The sequence below is a fragment of the Sporosarcina sp. GW1-11 genome (assembly GCF_033088395.1).
In the GTDB taxonomy this organism is placed as follows: Bacteria; Bacillota; Bacilli; order Bacillales_A; family Planococcaceae; genus Sporosarcina.
This window is the reverse complement of sequence record NZ_JAPMIW010000031.1, coordinates 1-20,286: the sequence shown is the minus strand read 5'-3', so window position 1 is coordinate 20,286 and position 20,286 is coordinate 1. Positions and strand designations below refer to the sequence as shown.

22 protein-coding genes are annotated in these 20,286 nt (G+C 42.6%); 3 read left to right on the top strand and 19 right to left on the bottom strand.

Annotation, left to right across the window (positions count from 1 at the left end; translation table 11 throughout):
- Positions 1-7: 7 nt before the first annotated feature.
- The 13 genes from ORD22_RS14315 to ORD22_RS14255 all read right to left on the bottom strand — a co-directional run bounded on the left by ORD22_RS14315 (position 8) and on the right by ORD22_RS14255 (position 12,312).
- The gene (locus tag ORD22_RS14315) at positions 8-292 is read right to left on the bottom strand and encodes a BMC domain-containing protein (protein ID WP_099688497.1); all 285 of its coding nucleotides are present in this window, start codon (positions 290-292) and stop codon (positions 8-10) included.
- A 23-nt stretch (positions 293-315) separates the two neighbouring features.
- The gene (locus tag ORD22_RS14310) at positions 316-1,782 is read right to left on the bottom strand and encodes an aldehyde dehydrogenase family protein (protein WP_317646818.1); all 1,467 of its coding nucleotides are present in this window, start codon (positions 1,780-1,782) and stop codon (positions 316-318) included.
- A gap of 73 nt (positions 1,783-1,855) precedes the next feature.
- Positions 1,856-2,500 carry an ethanolamine utilization microcompartment protein EutL gene (gene eutL, locus ORD22_RS14305; RefSeq protein WP_317646807.1) on the bottom strand — a complete coding sequence of 215 codons (645 nt, stop codon included), beginning with the start codon at positions 2,498-2,500 and terminating at the stop codon, positions 1,856-1,858.
- A gap of 16 nt (positions 2,501-2,516) precedes the next feature.
- A complete protein-coding gene (eutC, locus tag ORD22_RS14300; RefSeq protein ID WP_411567659.1) occupies positions 2,517-3,500 on the bottom strand; it encodes an ethanolamine ammonia-lyase subunit EutC in 984 nt (327 codons plus the stop codon).
- Positions 3,501-3,507: 7 nt separating this feature from the next.
- A complete protein-coding gene (locus ORD22_RS14295; protein ID WP_317646804.1) occupies positions 3,508-4,872 on the bottom strand; it encodes an ethanolamine ammonia-lyase subunit EutB in 1,365 nt (454 codons plus the stop codon).
- A gap of 14 nt (positions 4,873-4,886) precedes the next feature.
- Entirely contained in the window at positions 4,887-6,332 is a 1,446-nt protein-coding gene (locus ORD22_RS14290; protein WP_317646802.1) for an ethanolamine ammonia-lyase reactivating factor EutA, read from the bottom strand.
- A 375-nt stretch (positions 6,333-6,707) separates the two neighbouring features.
- Positions 6,708-7,205: a EutP/PduV family microcompartment system protein gene (locus tag ORD22_RS14285; RefSeq protein ID WP_317646801.1), complete on the bottom strand. Its 498-nt coding sequence runs from the start codon at positions 7,203-7,205 to the stop codon at positions 6,708-6,710.
- Positions 7,206-7,217: 12 nt separating this feature from the next.
- Positions 7,218-7,559 carry a BMC domain-containing protein gene (locus ORD22_RS14280; RefSeq protein WP_317646800.1) on the bottom strand — a complete coding sequence of 114 codons (342 nt, stop codon included), beginning with the start codon at positions 7,557-7,559 and terminating at the stop codon, positions 7,218-7,220.
- Between the two features lie 27 nt (positions 7,560-7,586).
- Positions 7,587-8,849, bottom strand: coding sequence for an ethanolamine utilization protein EutH (gene eutH / locus ORD22_RS14275; protein WP_317646799.1), 1,263 nt, complete (start codon positions 8,847-8,849; stop codon positions 7,587-7,589).
- A 158-nt stretch (positions 8,850-9,007) separates the two neighbouring features.
- Positions 9,008-9,577, bottom strand: coding sequence for an ANTAR domain-containing response regulator (locus ORD22_RS14270; protein ID WP_317646798.1), 570 nt, complete (start codon positions 9,575-9,577; stop codon positions 9,008-9,010).
- Entirely contained in the window at positions 9,546-11,000 is a 1,455-nt protein-coding gene (locus tag ORD22_RS14265; protein ID WP_317646797.1) for a histidine kinase N-terminal domain-containing protein, read from the bottom strand. The genes ORD22_RS14270 and ORD22_RS14265 overlap by 32 nt, the downstream gene beginning before the upstream one ends.
- Before the next feature lie 36 nt (positions 11,001-11,036).
- Positions 11,037-12,035 (bottom strand): alpha/beta hydrolase, encoded by a 999-nt coding sequence (locus ORD22_RS14260; RefSeq protein ID WP_317646796.1) that lies wholly within the window; start codon positions 12,033-12,035, stop codon positions 11,037-11,039.
- Between the two features lie 124 nt (positions 12,036-12,159).
- Positions 12,160-12,312, bottom strand: a complete 153-nt coding sequence (locus ORD22_RS14255; RefSeq protein ID WP_317646795.1) for a YfhE family protein — start codon at positions 12,310-12,312, stop codon at positions 12,160-12,162.
- 121 nt (positions 12,313-12,433) lie between these two features.
- On the opposite strand from ORD22_RS14255, the gene ORD22_RS14250 reads away from it, so the two are divergent.
- Together ORD22_RS14250 and ORD22_RS14245 are read left to right on the top strand one after the other, a co-directional pair.
- Positions 12,434-12,823, top strand: coding sequence for an OsmC family protein (locus ORD22_RS14250; protein ID WP_317646794.1), 390 nt, complete (start codon positions 12,434-12,436; stop codon positions 12,821-12,823).
- Between the two features lie 115 nt (positions 12,824-12,938).
- Complete coding sequence (locus ORD22_RS14245) at positions 12,939-14,294, top strand: S-layer homology domain-containing protein (protein WP_317646793.1); 1,356 nt, start codon at positions 12,939-12,941, stop codon at positions 14,292-14,294.
- Positions 14,295-14,378: 84 nt separating this feature from the next.
- Here the strand turns inward: ORD22_RS14245 and ORD22_RS14240 are convergent, their stop codons facing one another.
- Genes ORD22_RS14240 through ORD22_RS14230 form a run of 3 tightly spaced genes read right to left on the bottom strand, consistent with a single transcriptional unit; the run spans position 14,379 to position 16,319 of the window.
- On the bottom strand, positions 14,379-14,681 hold the full coding sequence (locus ORD22_RS14240) for a hypothetical protein (protein ID WP_317646792.1): 303 nt from the start codon (positions 14,679-14,681) through the stop codon (positions 14,379-14,381).
- Between the two features lie 23 nt (positions 14,682-14,704).
- Positions 14,705-15,853, bottom strand: coding sequence for a PstS family phosphate ABC transporter substrate-binding protein (locus tag ORD22_RS14235; RefSeq protein WP_317646791.1), 1,149 nt, complete (start codon positions 15,851-15,853; stop codon positions 14,705-14,707).
- A gap of 13 nt (positions 15,854-15,866) precedes the next feature.
- Positions 15,867-16,319, bottom strand: a complete 453-nt coding sequence (locus ORD22_RS14230; protein ID WP_317646790.1) for a helix-turn-helix transcriptional regulator — start codon at positions 16,317-16,319, stop codon at positions 15,867-15,869.
- Between the two features lie 174 nt (positions 16,320-16,493).
- Here ORD22_RS14230 and ORD22_RS14225 point away from each other — a divergent pair, with 174 nt between their 5' ends.
- Positions 16,494-17,816: a sodium-dependent transporter gene (locus tag ORD22_RS14225; RefSeq protein WP_317646789.1), complete on the top strand. Its 1,323-nt coding sequence runs from the start codon at positions 16,494-16,496 to the stop codon at positions 17,814-17,816.
- A 36-nt stretch (positions 17,817-17,852) separates the two neighbouring features.
- Here ORD22_RS14225 and ORD22_RS14220 read toward each other — a convergent pair whose 3' ends face one another.
- From ORD22_RS14220 to ORD22_RS14210, 3 genes are all read right to left on the bottom strand, one after another.
- Positions 17,853-18,332, bottom strand: a complete 480-nt coding sequence (locus ORD22_RS14220; RefSeq protein WP_317646787.1) for a GAF domain-containing protein — start codon at positions 18,330-18,332, stop codon at positions 17,853-17,855.
- 145 nt (positions 18,333-18,477) lie between these two features.
- Positions 18,478-19,770: an MFS transporter gene (locus ORD22_RS14215; RefSeq protein ID WP_317646786.1), complete on the bottom strand. Its 1,293-nt coding sequence runs from the start codon at positions 19,768-19,770 to the stop codon at positions 18,478-18,480.
- Between the two features lie 113 nt (positions 19,771-19,883).
- Positions 19,884-20,286: hypothetical protein (locus ORD22_RS14210; RefSeq protein ID WP_317646785.1), on the bottom strand; the 403-nt coding region annotated here is incomplete at its 5' end.

The window sequence follows — 20,286 nt, the reverse complement described above, 5'->3', positions numbered from 1 at the left end:
GCAGTAATTATTCGCTTTTCGGCAAGATCATTTCAAGTTCGTTATGCGGTCTTGGGATGACGTGAACAGATAGTAATTCGCCCACACGTTGTGCAGATGCTGCGCCAGCGTCTGTTGCTGCTTTTACTGCACCTACATCACCACGTACCATAACTGTTACAATTCCGCCACCGACATGTACTTTACCAACTAAGTTTACGCTAGCCGCTTTGACCATTGCGTCTGCCGCTTCAATTGCACCGATTAAACCTTTTGTTTCTACCATTCCTAATGCTGTACCTTCTCTGTTCATAATTGTTTCCTCCTAATAGGGTTTTATTTTGTAAGTTGCTTAACGATTTCACTGACTAAGTTCTGTACTAATGCTGGATCGATGTTGCTGTTTGTTGCTGATACGTTGTTCATCACGCTAGATACGAGTTGATCATTCGAGCTTGCTACCGGCTCTGAATGCTTTGGTAACTGAACTTCTTTCGTGCCATATGCCATCCGTTTAATATTCAGCAAATGCTTTGCCGTCAAATTGTCGGATGTGATGTTGCCACCGAATGTACCACAACCTAGTGTCAATGATGGCATCAAGCCCGTCGTTCCACCAACAGCCCCGACAGAAGACATCGTATTCACTAAAATACGTGATACCGGCATTTCCATTGCGAATTCACGAGCGACGGCATCGATTTCCGTATGAAGTGCCAAGCTATGTCCACGCCCACCAAGATTCAATAAGTCGAGGCAAAGTTCCTTCGCATGCTTCACACCATCTACGGTATACATCGCAAAAATTGGTGATAGTTTCTCCAATGAAAACGGAATATCCTTGCCAACCTTTGTTTCCAAACCAATGATCAAGCGCGTGCCTTCCGGTAAGGAAATACCAGCCAGTTGTGCGATGAACTGCGGGCTTTTGCCGACTACTTTCGGGTTCACCTTGCCAGGGGTTGGTGAGATTACACCTTCCATACTCTTTTTCTCTTCATCAGACAAAATATACGCACCGTTTTTCTTCAGCTCTCGAGTGACGAGATCAACGACGTGCTTATCGACAACAATCGCTTGTTCCGTCGCGCAGATCGTGCCGTAATCGAATGATTTACTATCGACGATATCTTTAACTGCTTTTTCGATTTTCGCGGAACGCTCGATATAGACAGGTACATTACCAGGACCTACGCCGTATGCTGGCTTACCTGAGCTATACGCTGCTTTTACTAGCGCACCGCCACCTGTTGCAACGATCAAGTTGATGTCTTTATGTGACATCAATTGCTGCGTCGCTTCCATTGAAGCCAATGTCAGACACTGGATCAAACCTTCAGGAGCACCTGCCGCAACTGCTGCTGCGTCACATACTTTTAGCGCTTCTTGCGTACATTTCACTGCGTACGGGTGAGGACTAACGACGATTGCATTGCGTGTCTTCAATGAAATCAATGTTTTGAAGAATGCAGTGGACGTTGGATTAGTTGTCGGAATAATTGCAGCAACGACACCGAATGGAGCTGCGATTTCCACAACTTTATTTAAATGGTCTTCTTTGATGATACCGACCGTTTTTAAATCTTTGATACTTTCATACACATCACGGGAGCCGACTTCGTTCTTGATTTTCTTATGGGCAGCTACTCCCATTCCCGTTTCTTCTACCGCCAGTTGTGCAAGTCGACCGGACTGTTCAAAGGCTGCGTCCGCTACGGCTTTGACGATTTTATCGACTTGTTGCTGGGTATAGCTCATAAATTTCTCTTGTGCTTCTTTTGCGGTTTGAACGGCCGAGCGCATTTGCTGCAAGGCCAATAAATCTTTATCCACTAATTGAACCAAGTCAAAACACTCCTTTCTAGATTCTACTATTTCAATAACTTAACGGATTGTTCGCCATGTTCTGTACCGCTTCCCTAAAAGCGTCGGCTGCTGCTTGGCATGAAGATTGACTGCCTGTAAGCAAGCCGCCACCGAAGTTTGTTTCGGAGGGAGGTGCATAGAGTTCACACAGTGTAACATCAGCAGCTTTAAGGGCGGCATCTAGTCCGATAATGGCTTCGAGTGGCGGTGCAATCAAATAGGCTAGTGATTGCCCGACCGGTATGTTGGCCATTTCAGCTAAATAACTACCACAGCTGGAGATCGTATGCGCATAAAGTGCATGATCTGGATTACCGTTAATTGCTTCAAAATACGCTTCATGCTCTATAGTGATCCGGATCGAATCAAGACCACTTTTTACTTCTTCAGGAGAAGGTCCAGCAATAATTCCGATGAACTCGCCTGATAGCGGACCCGATGAATGGGCTGCGCCAGCGTAGAAGCTTTTGGCGTAAACGACTTCCACATCTGTATGCTTCGTCGCAGCATCAATCGCCGTATAGCCAATATCATCAATAGTCGTCGTCACTAATCCTAGACTTCGCTGATAAGGCTTTAGTTGAAACTTTTCGGCTAGCTCTGGACTAACGTTTGGAATGACTTGCATCGATAAAATATCTGCATGGATTTTCATTCGTCCTTCTCCTTCCTTAGCCTTCTTTTTGAATGAGGGATACACCACTCGCTTCATATTTTAAGATCTTCTGGATGATTGTACCGAGGAACGCACCCGCTTCAACAGGCGGGATGCCACCTTTATGGATATTGGAGATGACCATACGATCCGCTTCAATCGTGCCATGTCTAGGCTTGTAGCACATATAAGCACTAAGCGATTCTGCGGAAACTAAACCAGGGCGCTCACCAATCAACATGACAACAACATCTGGTTGTAGTAACTCACCAATATCATCCATCACAGCGACTCGTCCTTTATCGACATAAAACGTCGTACCCATTTCGATATTCATATTATTAAGTGATTGCTCAAGCGATAAATAAACGTCTTCTAAGTTTTCTTCTATCGCTTTCGCACTCAGTCCATTTGATGCCACAATTTGTACGACTGGTGACTTTTTACAGCGTTCTTGAATAACCGTTTTTGCTTCATCGGAAAGTTTTCTACCAAGATCCGGGCGTCGGATATATTCTTCCTTATCCGCTACTTTGGACTGCACTTGGAATAACCCTAACTGATCAAGCAAGTCGTCTGGTACTTCACCGTAGACTGCATCGACTGCCGCTGCGTGATCCAATCGGAACTGTAGCCACGTTTTCGTCTTCGGGCGTGAACCTGCACGTCCCACACCTATTCGAGCTGGCGTCTTCTTGCGGTACTCTGCAAATCGATCTTCTTCAGGCTTCGCTTTCGGTTTGCCATATGCCGTCGTTGGCTTTGGTTTAACTGTTGCGATAGCGCGTTGCGGCTCTTCAGTCGTACTATGGAATGTCACGGCTCCACTAGGTGAACTTTTTAGTGTTTCCACTCTTAACTGTCCAACAGGTTGCTGTGAAAATAACTCTACTTTTTGTTCGCTAGTTGTCTGCTGTACTGTTTGACTACCACTAGCAGCTTCTAGTTTTTCTACGACCATTTTTGTAATTTGCTGAATCAATTCTTCATTCAAGTCCATCCACCTCCTATCGATTGAACAGGGTGAGATCACCGGCACGTTTGCTGAGCATGCCGTTTTCGTAAATCCCCATCTTTTCAAGCCACTTTAAGTATTCAGGTGCTGGTGTTTTACCCATTGTCTGAAGAACCGTTGCCACGTCGTGATAGCTCATGGACTGGTAATTCAGCATAACGTCATCACCCATAGGGGCCGCGATGATGAAGTTCACGCCTGCAGCTGATAGTAAGATACTTAAATCTTCGATGTCGTTTTGATCTGCTTTAATGTGGTTCGTGTAGCAAATATCGACCCCCATTGGCAGACAGTGCATCTTGCCCATGAAATGATCTTCAAGACCCGCACGAATAACTTGCTTGCTGTTGTATAAATATTCAGGTCCAATGAATCCTACAACCGTATTCACGATGTACGGATCATAGTGTCGTGCAAAGCCATAGTTACGAGCTTCCATCGTTACTTGGTCCACGCCGTAATGCGCTTCAGCAGACAATTCCGAACCTTGTCCGGTTTCAAAATACAATGTTTGTGGACCAGTACCTGTCCCTTGCTTCAACGATAAATCTTTCGCTTCTGCGATTAACTCTGCTGAAATTCCGAATGAACGATGGGCTTTTTCTGTTCCTGCTATACTTTGGAAAATCATATCGGCAGGTGCACCTTGCTCAATCGCTTTCATCTGGGTAGTAACGTGCGCAAGAACACAGTTTTGCGTTGGGATTTCCCATTCATTAATGAAATCTTTCGTTGCATGTAGGACACGCTTTACGCTTTCCACTGAATCGTCTACGGGATTGATACCAATGACCGCATCGCCGATACCGTAGGACAAACCTTCTTTTAGTGATGTAATGATACCGTCAATATTGTCTGTCGGGTGATTGGGTTGCAAGCGGGAAGATAACGTTCCTTTTTGGCCAATTGTAATATTACATGTTGATAAGATTTCAATTTTATTCGCTGCATGCACTAAGTCTAAATTGGACATGAGCTTTGTAACAGCTGCGATAACTTCTGAGGTTAGTCCACGGCTAAGTCGTTTTAACTCGCGGTCGCCCACTTCATTGCTTAAGATGTATTCGCGTAGTTCTGCGATACTCCAGTTCTGAATCTCGCCGTAGACCTTCTCGTTAATATCATTTTCAATAATGAGTGAAACTTCATCGCTTTCAATCGGGATCAATGGGTTGTTGCGGATATCACTTACGAGCAACTCACTGACAACTGTTTTGGCAGCAATTCGTTCTTGAACGGTTTCTGCCGCAATTCCCGCGAGGCGATCACCGGATTTCTCTTCATTCGCTTTTGCAAGCACGTCTTTTAAGTCATTAAACACATATCGTTCGCCGCCTAATGTAGTGGATAAATTCACGTCGGAGACCTCCTTTACGTTGTGTGGAATGTTAACGTTTTTACTACGACTGGCACGACGCCTGATGTAAGCGCATTGCCGATGTCAATGTAATCACCCGTTTCCACATTGATTTGATCTATGCAAATAATGCTTTGTTTTACTTGTAATGCCGCTAGTGTTTGACCGATTACTTTGGCATGGTCTGATTGGATCACTAAGATAATCGGCTGTTCAGGGCGCGGCCGCTGATTCATAATTTGGACAATCGCTTTAGCTAATTGCTGCACGTCACGAAATCCGAGATAAGGCAGATTGGATAAGTAAAGCGCGAAGTTTTGACCTTCTTTAGCAGAGTCATATAAAGTGACGGCTTGTTGCACTGCATCTTCAAAATGAGATAACCCTGTTGTTAGATCTTCTTCAAAGTCATATTGGTAAATCGGAATATTTTTCAATGGCAACTCATGCGGTGCGACTTGGATCGTGGCTCCGCTTATTTCAGTTGTCTGCGTTCCTGCACCTAATACGGTTGCACGCACAGTTTCCACTGGCTCTTGCCAAGTAAAATGTTGCAGCGATGCGTTATGTAGCAAGGCTTCTGCTAGCTGAATACCGATATCGTCGTACTGCGCTTCTTGAACTTCATTGGAAGCATGATGATACATACATTCGGAAATACCACCTGAAAAGACGATCGTATCGACAGCTTGCGTCCAATTCGGTTCATGGCCTAGCAAGAGTACTTGATCTTGTGGTTGGACTTCTTTTTTCAAAATACGCGCCATTGCTTCCGCCATATAAGTTGTTACAAATGATACAGCTTTCGAATTTTGTGGATCGCCCACTTGTAATGTATAGCCTTGATCTTTCAGCAATCGTTCGACTGGAGGTGAGATGGTCCGAACAGTACCGTCTTCAAACTCGATCAATCGACCACCGATATGCATCGTACATGTGCCGAGTAATTGCTTATCTTTGAACACAGCGATATTCGCTGTTCCACCGCCGATATCAATATTAGCGATGACTTGGCCACTTTTGCCCGAATATTCATAGCTGCCCGAACCTTTTGCCGCGATGATACCTTCAAGATCAGGCCCTGCCGTTGCTACGAGAAAATCACCGGCTTCATCGGACAGCTGATGCAACATTTCGCTGGCATTTCGCTTGGTAGCGGTTTCACCTGTAATGATGACAGCTCCCGTTTCGATTTGAGAAGGCTGGATTCCCGCTTTGGCGTATTCGGAACGGATAATTTGTTGAACGCCTGCTACGTTGATCGTCACTGCGTCTTGCAGTGGAGTGCGAAAAACCGGGCTTTTGTATAGAACTTCTTTATCTGTGATTTCAATTCTGGGCACGTGCGTTGCGCCTGCTACGTTTCGCAAAGAAAATTGGCTAATAATCAGTTTGGTCGTGCTTGTGCCAATATCAATGCCTGCACTGATGATGGTTTCGGACTTATTGAAATTGTTCACTTCCACACCCCTTTCTGATTACCTATAGCAGTTTCTACTTTAGACGCCAGCTACTTGGGTTGTTTGGCGCGGTGTTTTGTGTGTTTGGATCGGCCTATCATAGTTTTGGCGCGGTTTTCCACATATTTGGGGCGCTTCCACTCACTTTGGCGCGATTCTTCACCACTTTGGCGCGATGTTACACCTTTTTAGCGCGGTTCTTGTCTATTCTAGCCATGCGTCGCTGATCCTAAACCAGTGCATTTCACGAATAGATATAAAAAAACGCCTTTACAAACCCATGGGAATTCCCACGGGATGTAAAGGCGTCTTTGCCGTTTTTATTCACTTGTATGAAATCCACTATATCAAATTCACCACGGACTGTAAAGGAGATTAACCCAGAAATAACAAGTGTTCGTTGGCGTTTGTTTCCACGTATTGTCGCATGGCCTCTAAGTCGTCCATCTTTGTTAGTTCCCTTAGATGATCGATGCCCATACCGGTTACGGAGGAGATCATCACGATCGGCCCTTCGTTCATAACGGTCTTGAGCATGTCAAGCGCTCGGTCGGCATCTGCTTCTTTTAAGTCACACTTAGTGATGACACCAATGGGTATCTTCGGAATTCCCATACTAAAGCCTGGCGGGAAGATGAGTTTTTCACTTGTTGCGTCTTGTATGTACAACACATGTGTCACTTCCAGCGCTGTTGCCATAATATTTTTATAGAACATTGGGTTTTCTGAGTATTCGCCAGGAGTATCGACAATCCAATCATAATAATTGAGCGTTTGCGTTTTGAAAGCTTCTACTTTTCGGCCCAATAAAGCATTTGTCAATGTAGATTTCCCAGCCCGTACTGCACCGATCAGCATCGCCTTGTTTCGCATCGTCCTCACTCCTTATGATTTTGTAATGGCCGCTGGTGTATAGCCTAATTTGTCTGATAAAAAGCGATTGATCTCAAGCATCGCCATCTCGACTTCTGATACGCTGCCGACAATGACTAGACTGCCTGTAAACCGGTCGAGGAATCCGATGCGGACGTTCGCTGCTTTCGTCGCTAGATCCCCCGCGATAATGACCGTTTCACTTGGCGTACAAGTAAGGATTCCTAAGGCACCCGCTTCCTGTATTCCTAATTTCTGAAACATATCTGGATCGGGATTGGCGATCAAATGACTAAGTGTAAGCTGTTTTCCCGGAACAAATTCCTGTATAAACCGTTTCTTTTCTTCGCTCATTTTCCACACTCCCTACTAATCTTGTTTTTACGCTTTAGCAACAGGTGTTTCCTCTGCCGCTTTTTCATATTCACCCGCGTGGATGATTCCTGCCTCGCGGTCTTGCTTCTCCAATTTCAATGCCGTTGGAATAGATAGCTTGTACGCAATGATAATCGCGATAATGCCTGCACTCAATTTGCCAAGAATGACCGGCAAAATAATATTCGGTTGGAAATTCGCTGTAAATGATAAGTGGTCACCTAGTAAGAATGCAGCACAAACTGCAAACGCAATATTTATTACTTTGTCTTTCGGTTTCATATAACGTACTAACGAGAACATAGCCAAAATATTTGCGACTGTAGCAAGTAGACCCGCACTACCTTCAGGCGATAGTCCAATTTTTTGTCCAGCAGCTTCCAAAGGTCTGCCCAAATACTTTCGAATTAAGTAAATCATCGGGAAGGCTCCAGCTAACATAATTCCAATATATCCAGCCGTTTCAAGTGCTCGGAACTGGTCTGCTTGATCCGCCATGATCGGGTCAAAGCCCCACACGCCAAAGATTTTAGTGAAAATACCTGTGAACACTTCTACGATAGAGAACACTAACACAAGTTTAATCGCCGCGTCCATTACGCGACCAAAAAGCATAAATCCATTAATCATAATACGTGGGAAGAACTTTAATCCCACAGCAATCAATACTACAAAGATTAATAATGGCAATAAATTAATGAAAATTTGTAAATAACCAATCGTAAATTCATAATTAGATGTAGCAGTCGTGCTGATTACGTCACGTATATCTGTATTAAATAAAACTACTAAAGCAGATGCGATAAATGCACCAATTGGAATCGTCAGTACACCAGACATGATACCAAGTGCCATATATTTATGATCCCGCTTGTCTAACATCGCAAGTCCCATTGGAATAGAGAATACAATCGTTGCACCAGACATGAAACCAACAATCAATGCCATAATCCAACCTTCATTTGTTACCTTCAACGCTTCTGCTAACTGATAACCACCCATATCTGATGCAAGGATCGTAGTCGCAGCAATTGCTGGATCGGCTCCGATTGAGTTGAAAATAGGTCCGATAAATTTGCTAATAAACCACGTTAAATAGGGTATGGATGCCATAATTCCTGCTGCTGGTACGAAAATATGTCCTACAGCGTGTAAGCCCGACATGAATTCTTTACCTAATCCTTCTTCGGGATTTTTTATTGATGCAAATGCCCCTGCAATCGCACAGGCCATAATGATATAGACAATTACCGTACCGATCATTTCCATCTAAATTTCCTCCTCTTACTGTCATATTGTGTTGCTGTTTGCTGAAGTCTAACCAACAATTCACCACCTTTTTGCCGGCTACATTCGTGATTTATAGAAAAAAAGACAAAAAGACGCTTAAAGAATGTAGCTCTTTAAGCGTCTTTGCTTAGATCTATTTACTTGTGCGAATCGATAATTTCCATAGCAAGTGACTCCATCGTCATTTGCCGTGACATGCTGGTATCACGCATCTGTTTGAACGCTTGTTGCTCAGTTAAGTTCTCTACGTTCATCAAAATACCTTTTGCCCGTTCTATAATTTTACGTTTTTCTACTTCCTGCTTCGCTTGCTGGATATTTTCTTTTAAACGTTTTGCTTTATCAGCTTGATGGAGCGCTACTTCAATAGCCGGTATCAAATTGGATTCTGAAATAGGTTTCACTAAATAGCCGACCACATTGTCTTGTTGCGCCTTTTCCACGAATTCCTTCTGACTGTATGCTGTGATAATTAGAATGGGTATATCTAGTTGCTCTCCAATGATTCGACTGGCATTTAGCCCGTTCATCTTCGGCATTTTAATGTCCATTAAAATCAAATCTGGTTTATGCAAGAAAGCCAATTCAATGGCTCTATCTCCGTCCCCGGCTTCCCCCACCACTTCGTAGCCGTGGTCTCGCAAAGTCATTTTCAAGTCCATGCGAATAATCGATTCATCTTCCGCTATAACGATCCGTTTTCTCATCAAAGATTTCCACCTCCGCACCTACTGGAAAAATGATTACTGCATGAGTCCCAATTTCCCTAGGCACGTATAAAAATTCACCATTCAAGTCATTGGTCACCAAGTTGTGGATAATCTCTGTGCCTAATGAAGTTTGCGGATCCTTCATTCCAACGCCGTTGTCGGAAACATGAAGTTCTACAAAATCATTTTCTACAGTAAATTCCACGTCAATAACCCCTTCTTCTTTGCCTTGAAATGCGTGTTTCAAGGAGTTTTGTATGAGCTCGTTGATAATTAGCGCAACTGAAACCGCTTTCTTAGACGTTGTTATTATTTTATTGCCATTCGGCTCAATAATCAAGTCTACTTTTAAATTATATTCATTCAATACCATTGTGGAACATATTTTTCTTGTTAAATTTATAATATTTACATCATCGTCATCTGCATGTTCCTTCGTGAGAATAATTTCATACACGGAAGATATACTGTAGATTCGATTTAGTGTTTCTTCAAAGGAAGCACGACTTTCTATTGGTAAACCATTTCGCATTTGCAATCTTATCAGGCTTGCAACCGTTTGTAAATTGTTTTTTACCCGATGATGGATTTCTTTAATGACAACTGATTTCATCATTAATTCTTTTTCTTTTGTACGGAGTTCAGTAATATCTTGGATAATAAGCAATGTTTCCTGAGGATTACTTTTTTCATGCATCTTTATCTTTTTCACTATTAAGTTTTTGCGTTGAATCGTTAGTTCAAACACAAATACATCGTCATGATGCTCGTACACCGGGCGCAAAAAAGGTAGCATGTCTAGCAAATTCCGATTCAGTACTTCGTCATGACCGCTCATTTCTGAAATTAATTTCAAACCTGATGGGTTAGCATATACTAAACGATCATTAGAATCCGTCAAAATAAGCATTTCCATTAATAAATCTGAAACTATCCCAAGTCCAGAATTCGTCATCCGATCTTCCTCTGTCCCTGTGATTACTGAGAACTTTTTTACATGATCATCGGATAGTGATAGTGTGACTTCTTTCTCTTGGATCAACACACCTATCACTTGATGGCATGCATTTTTAATTGGCACGACAGTCTGATCCACTACTTTGCCTTCTTGCGTCATAGCCTGCCGGATAATCGACTTCTTTCCCTTTCTGTAGGAATAAAAAACTCCCGGTTCAAACGATTCGAAGACAATTTTTCCTACTACCGAGTTATCATATAGCGGCGCACTAGAATTGGGAAAAGCTTCTGCCACAACAATTGCTTGGTTACTCGGCTTTAATTTACAATCGATGAACATATAGGAACTTGATAGATCTGCATAAGTCTGTAAACCAACCGCCATTTCCTGCAAAATCTGTATGTCTTGATCTGTTAAGTCAGTATGTTGTTTACATAGCTGTTCTACTGTTGCTTTTACCAATGCACCACAACCTTACTCTGAGAAAATGTCGCTTCCTCATCTTTGTAAAATTAGTATAGGACTGATTGTAGGTAAGGACAAGTGAGAAGTAAGAAACGAATACACATTGCTTTTGTAACCAGCCTCATCCATCACAAACGCTTCCCCATGATTCGCATAGTCTACCAAATACAGTTCCGCATCACTTTTCGTTGCTTCATACAGTTCAATTGTCATATCTGTTGGCACAAACGTATCCTCGTTGCCGTGAATATAAAGAATTGGCACCGTCGCATACTTCACTGCGTTCAATGCATCTGCTTCTTTAAGTGAATAATCCGCTCGCACTTTTGTCAGTACACTCATCGTATCGAGTAACGGAAACGCAGGCAAATGAAACATTCTATTCATTTGATAGGCAAACAGCTGATAGACAGATTGGTATGGACTATCAGCAATAATCGCTTTCACTTGTTCTGGTAACTGTTCACCACTCGCCATTAAGACCGTGGCCGCGCCCATCGATAAGCCGTGATAAACCACTTCTGTTTTTGGACCAAGTTTCTCTGTTAGTTGTTTTGTCCAATCAATCAAATCTAAGCGATCAGGCCAACCGAAACCATAATAGTCGCCCCCACTTTTACTATGTCCTCTTGCATTTGGCATAAAAATATTGAATCCTAGTTCCTCATAATAGTATTGACCATACAGCCCCATTTGTTTGGCATGTCCTAAATAACCGTGAGTTAAAATGACTAGCTTCTCGGTCGGCTGTTTTGCTGGCAAGTAGTAGCCTTTCAATTCCAAGCCATCTTTTGATGTCATGTCCATTTCCTGAAAGTCTTGTGTATCGACCCAATCCAGCCAATCGCCGTTCAAAAATACTTCCATTGTCTCGGCCGATACTTTTAAATCTGCATTCCCTGTTAAAAAATCTTTCGGGCCGCGTTGAATAGCCAAGTTATAGAAAAAGAAACTTCCAGCTATTTGAAAGACGAGGAAGAGAGCCACTAAGAAAATCACCATCTTCTTCCATCCTATTTCTTTTATTTTCATTTCCACACATTCTCTCTGTCATTAGTTACCTTCCCATTATACATCGGATTCGACAGATTCGTTAGGTAGACTTTACGAGAAAAGCCCCGACAGATGGCTAGATCTGAAGGGCTTCGGATAAAGATTAGTTATTCGATTTTTTATTATTGTCCTTCTCCGTTGCTTGATCTGCCTTCTTAAAATCCTTAGCATATAGAACTTCCTGTGCAGATGAAAGGCCGTTATTTTTATCTGTCAGTGTTTTATGTGGTTGCTTTTTTTGCTCAATTGAAAACACTCCTTTCTGTCAGCGACACAGTCTGCCACAAATTGACGAAATTAAACATAGGAGCACAGATTGCGTTCTTTGGTTTTCTAGCACAAAAAAACGTATACTAACTGCATAAGGAGATGATTACATGAGATTCCGCATGACAGAACATGGTTTTGATACTGAAACAGAATTTGGCACACTACATATTTCATCCAATGAAGAAAAAGGATTTCGTCCCTATCAATTAATGGTCGCATCCATCGCGGCTTGCGGTGGTAGCGTGATGCGCAAAGTTCTCGATAAAATGCGTATACCTACGGACGATATCGAAATTGAAGTGAAAGAAGTGGTACGTTCCCAAGATGATGCAAGTCGTCTCATGAAAATCCACCTTCATTTCACGGTCATCGGATCAGCTATTAAGGAAGAGAAGATGCCAAGAATTATGGAGCTAACCGAGAAAAATTGTTCTATGTTGCAATCCGTAATTGGTTGTATCGAAATTGTAAAAACGTATGAGATTAGACCTAAGTAATTTGGCATTCCGACAAAAGTTCGTTTTTTGTCGGGATTTTTTATGAATTAATACCTTTTCATTTCCAATTTATGTTGTATAATGAACTAGATACCAAAATAAGGAGGTTATTATTTTGAAACACAAACTAGTCGGAGCATTAATTGCTCTACTCATATTTGCAGTCACGCCATTTCAAGTACAAGCTGCCACTTCGTTTTCTGATGTTAATTCACATTGGGCAAAGAAAGAAATTATGTATTTATCTGACCGCAAAATCATCGGCGGTTATCCGGACGGCACATTTAAACCAAATCAACCAATCACACGAGCACAAGCTTCTGCTATGCTCATTAAAGCACTGAAAATTCCATTGGTGAAAAATCCTACCGTTACGTTCAAGGACGTGTCAAAAGATTCTCCGTACTATCAGATTCTCGCGACGGTGAATCAAAAAGAAATTTTACGTGGGGACAATGGGTTTATGCGTCCAGGCGAAGAAACTTCTCGTGCACAAATGGCTGCAATCTTGCGACGTTCATTTAATTTACCTTTGGACAAGCAAGCGACTTTTGTAGATATGACAGAAGCGCACTGGGCTTATGAGGATGTTAACGGGATTGCGAAAAAAGGGATCACAGGTGGTTCGGATGGTAAGTTTATGCCTTCAAACTCCGTTACACGCGCACAGTTCTCAGCATTTCTCGTTCGTGCACTCGACGACTCTATGAAACTCAGCGATTATCACTCATATGTTAGCCAAAAAGGGAAAACTGTTGAACAAAACGGTTTTTCATACACAGTCAGCAAAGACAAAACTTCTACTAAGCTATTCAAGAAAAATCTAAAAACAGGTACACAAGCAGCCATTTTAGACAGTGCAACTATGCCGGATAACGGTACAAACCGTGTACTATTAATGACTGGTTATCAATTGATTATTTATAATGATGATATATTCATTCCTTACTGGAACTTGATTAACGAAAAGAGCAAAATGCCTTCAGGTTACGGACTGACAAAAATCAATACGAATAGCTGGAGTTACAGGATTGGCAGTATCCCGATTGAACAAAAGTTCCGCAATATGTTTATTTGGAACGATCGAATCTTCTATACGACGGAAAAAAATAAAGAACGCGTTTTCGATGCTAAATTCAATCCAGAGAACCCGATAGACGACCCACTCGTATTGTATTCAATTACGATGGATGGAAAAGATAAGAAAAAAGAACTCGACTTTGATGCGCGTGTGATTTTCGATGAAGTTGAATTAACTTCAAAGGATGTCCCAGTGAGCCACAATAATAAATCTGTATTGTACGACCACTCAGCGATGTATTATTTCAACAAAACAGGTGTCTTCAAGTATAACTTGCTTGATAAAAAGACTAGCAAACTCTCCAACGTTCTAGCGAAAGATATGGAAGTTACAGCTACGCAGTTAGTTGTTACGGATCAAAAAGGAAAGAAACATACGTTGAAAAAATAACGAGAAAGGCATGCCTAGGATATACATGGCATGCCTTTTTCAATATAAACTATCGTTTCATATTAACTAAACTCACTTAATCGACTACCCCCACCACATCACCGTGGCAAGAAATGAAAACATGGATATAGGAACAGCAACGATACTGAACGCTAAGAAGATGCTAGCAACTTTACCTCTACTGATCTGTCTATTTTTAAGTAATCTAATCGTCAAATCATAGCCCACTACATACAGCAACATACTTAGCACCGTACAAGTCGTTAAGTAATACACCGGATTAATATCCACTGCGTGCTCTGTCATGTAATAAGCTATATCCTGGCCATATACACCGAGAGCTGTCGCCAGTATCATAATGATTGGTATCCATAACACTCGTTTCATTTCCAATTCTCCCTTTGACAAGTTCACTTTTCCACCGGTACATAACCGGTTTTCTCTACTAGTGCCTGTCCTTGCGAAGAAATCATCCACTCGATAAACTTCCCGACATTCGGATTATTCGTACCTGCCGTGATAGCGTAAAATTCTGATGCAATGGGATATTCATCGTTGCGAATCGTTTCTTTCGTCGGTTCCACTCCATTGATCGCAAGCAACTTAATCTCATCGTTGCCTACCATTTCCGTAGAGTAGTAACGGAACGTATAGCCAATGGCATTTTTGTAGTTACGGTACTTTGACACTTCTGAAATAATGCCGCCCATTCCTTCAGGTACATTTTCTTTCGGGGCATCCATAATTGGAATATCACCCATCAACCGTTCCAAAGCAGTTTGACTGCCACTGTCTGCCGGTCGTTGGAATGCGCGGATCTTTTCATTGTTGCCGCCGACTTCTTGCCAGTTCGTAATGTTCCCTGTGTAAATCTCTTGAATCTGTTTCAGTTCGAGACTATCTATTGGATTCTTATCATTGACGAAGAACACAAATGCTTCTCTTCCAATTGGTGTCAATTCTAACTTCAGACCTTTTTGTTCTGCCGCTTTTAGCTGTGCATCGGACGGTCCAGCAGCTACTATCAGATCTACTTCGCCACTGAATAGATTATCGTAAGCTATTGGTGTGGTATTGACCATCACTTCACTATCATACGAATTGTATTCTTTTTCTGGATAAACCGCCTGGACAAAAGCCGCATACAGTGGATAAAGTGCTGTTGCACCGTCTACCCTCGGCAATTCCCCTTCTAGTTGCAGCGTTGCCGGTTCATCCAGCTCCGCAAGTTTCGATCCCTCGCTAAACGGTTCATAATAATAGACATCAACTTCTGCATCTACAGTCGAGATGCTGTTTTTATAGGCATGGGCAATCGGCCAGACTGAAGCACCGAGCAACACGACTGCAGCAATCCCTCCGAACCAAACCTTCCGCCGCTTCGTGCTGAAAAAGTGAAAGATCATCATAACAATCCACACATATAGTGTTGCTACACCTATAATTAGCAAAGGCATGTAATGGATCAAGCCCATAAACAACAGATAAAATAAACCAATCGCTGTGAAAAATAAAATCGCAAGCAGTAAAAATAGTGCAAATACAATTGGTGTAAACATAGTTCTCCCCCTTTTATTTTTCACTTAACTCATTTAAACGATGCCATGCTTCTTCTTCATCAAATGAACTATACCAACGATAATGCTCTTCATCTAAAATTCGAAAATGTTGACTAATTATGTTTTGCTGCAAGCGGAAACGACCTTTCTTTTCAAGTTCACGCCACCACACCTTGCCTCCCATAGATTGTTCCATCGGACGATCAATGCCGTTATGTGCAATCGTCTCGAGAACCTCTAAAGGATCTCCACCAACAGTCGCCTGCAAAACTTCACTATCCCGAAACAATGCACAGACTGCAATTACAGCCGTCCAGCTAGCCTGTGTTCTACCTTTTTCAATCTGAATCAAAGTCTTTTTCGAAATCCCAAGTACATCCGCCATCTTCTGCTGAGAGTAGCTTCTTTCTAACCGTACAACGCGTAGCTTTATGGATAGTAAATCAGTCAATTCTTGCTGATTCATACACTCACCTCTTAGTTACATTTCAACTCTATAGGTGTAATATTACACCATAACTATTTTAAAGGCAACTGATTTTTCTAAACTGTCTGTAAACCCTGTAGTCATCGCTTTTTTCTCAAAATTGTGATAGGATTTAGTGAATTTATTATTTAGCTAGAGGAAACGAGGATTCATATGAAGCAGCGTGAACAATGGACATCCAAGATTGGTTTTGTATTAGCAGCAGCCGGCAGTGCAATCGGTTTAGGTGCAATCTGGAAGTTCCCTTATATGGCCGGAACAAACGGAGGCAGCGTGTTTGTGCTGTTATTTATCATTTGTACGTTATTAATCGGCTTGCCAATTTTATTAGCTGAGTTTGTTATTGGACGAAGAGGACATGCGGATGCGGTGACTTCTTTGAAGAATTTATCGACCGGGCGTAGTTGGGGTTGGGTCGGTTGGATGGGATTGGCTTCTTCTTTCATCATTTTGTCTTTCTACAGTGTCGTTGGAGGATGGATTTTATCTTATTTGGCTAGAGCTTTTTCATTTAAATTAGGTGGAATGGATTATGGAGATTTATTTAATACGACAATTTCCAATCCGTGGGAAGTGTTATTGGCACAAGCTTTATTTATGGCGCTAACGATATTTATTGTACAAAGTGGGATTCGTGGAGGGATTGAACGGGCAAGTCGGTGGATTATGCCGTTATTATTCCTGTCATTCATCGTTTTGGCCATTCGTTCATTGACTTTGGATGGCGCGATGGAAGGCGTCCGTTTCTTATTCGTTCCAGATTGGAGTTATTTCAACGGAACTACATTTCTAGTCGCATTGGGACAGGCCTTCTTCTCGTTAAGTGTTGGCGTGACTGCGATGATGACGTATGCTTCTTACTTATCAAAAGAGGAGAAGCTCGGTCAGTCGGCATTTAATGTGTCCATGCTGAATATCGGAATCTCCATTTTAGCGGGACTCGTTATTTTCCCTGCAGTGTTCGCACTCGGACACTCACCTGCGGCAGGACCTGGATTGATTTTCGTTATCTTACCAGCGATTTTCAATGAAATTCCGTTCGGCGGGGTATTTTTAATCATTTTCTTCTTCCTGATGTTATTTGCGACTTTGACTTCGGCAATTGCGATGCTTGAAATCGTTGTGTCCACGGGAATTCGCAAAAAGCACGATAGAAGAAAACGTGCTGCATGGGTATTTGGTGGATTGATCTTTTTGGTGGGGATTCCAAGCGCTTTGTCGTTTGGTGTACTGTCGGACGTACAGATTTTCGGCAATACGATTTTCGACTTTGCTGATATCCTAACAAGCAGAATCGCTATGCCATTAGGGGCGCTTGCAGTTTCATTGTTTGCTGGTTTTGTTCTGACAAAGGACGATACCGCAGAAGAATTACGATTGACTCCCGCACTTCACTCGTTATGGAAAGTAATCGTGCGCTACTTTGCGCCATTAGCCATCATAGTAATTTTCATTACATGGATTATAGGTATGTAAAAAGCACGCCGGAGAGAACTCCAGCGTGCTTTTCTATTAGATATGCTTCATAAGCACTTCCACTACTTGCTTTAATCCCTCTAAATCTTCTTCGTTGAAACGATTCAGTTCAGGACTGTCGATATCGAGGACACCAAACACTTCTCCGTCTCTCAAAAGAGGGACGACGACTTCGGAACGGGATGCAGCATCACAGGCGATATGGCCGGGAAATGCATTGACGTCGGGTACAATTAGCCCTTCTTTTGTCTTGGCGACTGTTCCACAGACTCCTCTGCCAAGCGGAATACGAATGCATGCCGGTAAGCCTTGGAAGGGGCCGAGCACTAACTCATCACCGTCCATTAAGTAAAAACCAACCCAATTAATGCGGTCAAAGAATTGATTTAGTACAGCTGAAGCATTGCTTAAGTTGGCGCAGACATTCGTTTCACCAGTTAGTAATGCATCCATCTGTGCCACAAGCTGTGTATATTTTTCTTGCGGATTGCTAGAATATTCAATAGAAGTGAACATACGACTTCCCTACTTTCTGTGTCATTCTTTTTATCATACATAGAAACGTTTCGCAGGAAAAGTAATCAAACTTCACCTACCCTGTCATTTTCTAAGAAAGTCTGTATTATTTCCCCGGAAATAATCGATTGCATTCTTGTGAAAATTACACGGTTTGCACAGAAGACTTCTTTTGTTTGTAGCGCATCCAAATGATCAAAGGTATAAGTAGAAGTGAAATATATGTACCAAGGAAGCTCAGCATCGAGAAGCCTGAGAACGCAACGACAATTCCAGATGCCAATCCCCCTACTGTACCTGCCAGCGCAACGAATACATCGATACTCCCCTGGATTTTTGCACGCGTCAACACATCTGTCGAATCAATGACAATCGCAGTTCCGCTAATCAATCCAAAGTTCCAGCCTACTCCGAGTAGAATTAGTGAAACGGACATCCAAAATACTGATCCACCTGCTACATAAGCGGCAAGAATTCCAGATATCGCAAGCGTTATGCCGGATGCGATGACCATCGCCGGACGTCCGATCCGGTCTACCAATACGCCGGTAAAAATGGACGGCAAGTACATTCCCGCAATATGCAGACCGATTACTAAACCGATACCTGATAGCGCAGCGCCATGATGTTGCATATGGACAGGCGTCATCGTCATGATGGCAACCATGACACCATGAGATAATACGAGCACAATGCCGCCCACCCAAATGCCCATCTTATTTGCTTTGTGGCTATGAACGATTTCACCGTCTTCCGCGTCATCTCTATCTTTTTTCTTCACTAACTCGATTTCACGTGCGACCATGAGAGGATCTGGACGTAAGAACAAGAGGAACGTCAAACCTGCTAACACATAAGCCACTCCAGCAAGTAGAAATACGCCGGTCAACGAAGGAATACCGATGAAATCCGCCACATGTCCCATCGGCAAAACTAGATTCGGCCCCGCCACCGCACCCACTGTCGTCGAGACTAACGCAATGCTCACGGCTGTGGCTCGTTGTTTTTCATTGGCTAAATCTGTTCCTGCATAGCGAGCTTGCAGATTGGAAGATGTACCGGCACCGTATATGAATAGAAAGATGAATAATAACGGTAAATTCCCTGTAAGTGCAGCAATAATAACTCCAAATGCGCCCATTCCGCCGGTAATAAAACCGGCTCCAAGGCCAAATCTACGACCATAACGTTGTGATAATCTACCAACAAGATACGCAGAGAAAGCCGAACCGAATGTGGATAGCGCAATCGGCATACCTGCCAAACTTTCACTTCCTGTCATATCTTGAATAATTAATGCACCGACTGTAATACCCGCTGCGAGCCCAGCACCACTAAATATTTGAGATATAACGACAACAAGTAAGGAACGCTTGTACAGTTGTTGCTGTGCCTCTTTGGATTTTGTGTAGTATGAATAATCATGCTTTCTAGACATCCAATTCCCCCTTCCATTGTCTGTATAAGATCTATTTATACTCCACCCATCTTATCATAGGTTAGGAATTCTACAGTGGAAGTATTTTGAATTCGGAAAGGATGATAAAAGCTTTAGCTTTTTATGTGGTTTCGGTTGGATGGGGAATTAGCTATGGTCGTGGAGCCGTGGTTTATGAGCGCGGGGACAAGGTCTATGAGCTCGGGACCGAGGTCTATGAGCGCGAAAACAAGGTCTATGAGCGCGAGAACAAGATCTATGAGCGCGGGGACAAGGTCTATGAGCGCGAAAACAAGGTCTATGAGCGCGAAAACAAGGTCTATGAGCGCGAAAACAAGGTCTATGAGCGCGAAAACAAGGTCTATGAGCGCGAAAACAAGATCTATGAGCGCGAAAACAAGGTCTATGAGCGCGAAAACAAGGTCTATGAGCGCGAAAACAAGGTCTATGAGCGCGAAAACAAGGTCTATGAGCGCGAAAACAAGGTCTATGAGCGCGAAAACAAGGTCTATGAGC

Excerpts from the sequence above, each read along its gene's own strand:
- ORD22_RS14215 (WP_317646786.1), bottom strand. The coding sequence starts at position 19,770 with ATGTCTAGAAAGCATGATTATTCATACTACACAAAATCCAAAGAGGCA.
- ORD22_RS14225 (WP_317646789.1), top strand. The coding sequence starts at position 16,494 with ATGAAGCAGCGTGAACAATGGACATCCAAGATTGGTTTTGTATTAGCA.
- ORD22_RS14240 (WP_317646792.1), bottom strand. The coding sequence starts at position 14,681 with ATGAAACGAGTGTTATGGATACCAATCATTATGATACTGGCGACAGCT.
- eutL (WP_317646807.1), bottom strand. The coding sequence starts at position 2,500 with ATGAAAATCCATGCAGATATTTTATCGATGCAAGTCATTCCAAACGTT.
- ORD22_RS14260 (WP_317646796.1), bottom strand. The coding sequence starts at position 12,035 with ATGAAAATAAAAGAAATAGGATGGAAGAAGATGGTGATTTTCTTAGTG.
- eutC (WP_411567659.1), bottom strand. The coding sequence starts at position 3,500 with ATGGACTTGAATGAAGAATTGATTCAGCAAATTACAAAAATGGTCGTA.
- ORD22_RS14310 (WP_317646818.1), bottom strand. The coding sequence starts at position 1,782 with ATGCGCTCGGCCGTTCAAACCGCAAAAGAAGCACAAGAGAAATTTATG.
- ORD22_RS14285 (WP_317646801.1), bottom strand. The coding sequence starts at position 7,205 with ATGCGAAACAAGGCGATGCTGATCGGTGCAGTACGGGCTGGGAAATCT.
- ORD22_RS14280 (WP_317646800.1), bottom strand. The coding sequence starts at position 7,559 with ATGAGCGAAGAAAAGAAACGGTTTATACAGGAATTTGTTCCGGGAAAA.
- ORD22_RS14230 (WP_317646790.1), bottom strand. The coding sequence starts at position 16,319 with ATGAATCAGCAAGAATTGACTGATTTACTATCCATAAAGCTACGCGTT.
- ORD22_RS14315 (WP_099688497.1), bottom strand. The coding sequence starts at position 292 with ATGAACAGAGAAGGTACAGCATTAGGAATGGTAGAAACAAAAGGTTTA.
- eutH (WP_317646799.1), bottom strand. The coding sequence starts at position 8,849 with ATGGAAATGATCGGTACGGTAATTGTCTATATCATTATGGCCTGTGCG.
- ORD22_RS14220 (WP_317646787.1), bottom strand. The coding sequence starts at position 18,332 with ATGTTCACTTCTATTGAATATTCTAGCAATCCGCAAGAAAAATATACA.
- ORD22_RS14270 (WP_317646798.1), bottom strand. The coding sequence starts at position 9,577 with ATGAGAAAACGGATCGTTATAGCGGAAGATGAATCGATTATTCGCATG.
- ORD22_RS14235 (WP_317646791.1), bottom strand. The coding sequence starts at position 15,853 with ATGTTTACACCAATTGTATTTGCACTATTTTTACTGCTTGCGATTTTA.
- ORD22_RS14250 (WP_317646794.1), top strand. The coding sequence starts at position 12,434 with ATGAGATTCCGCATGACAGAACATGGTTTTGATACTGAAACAGAATTT.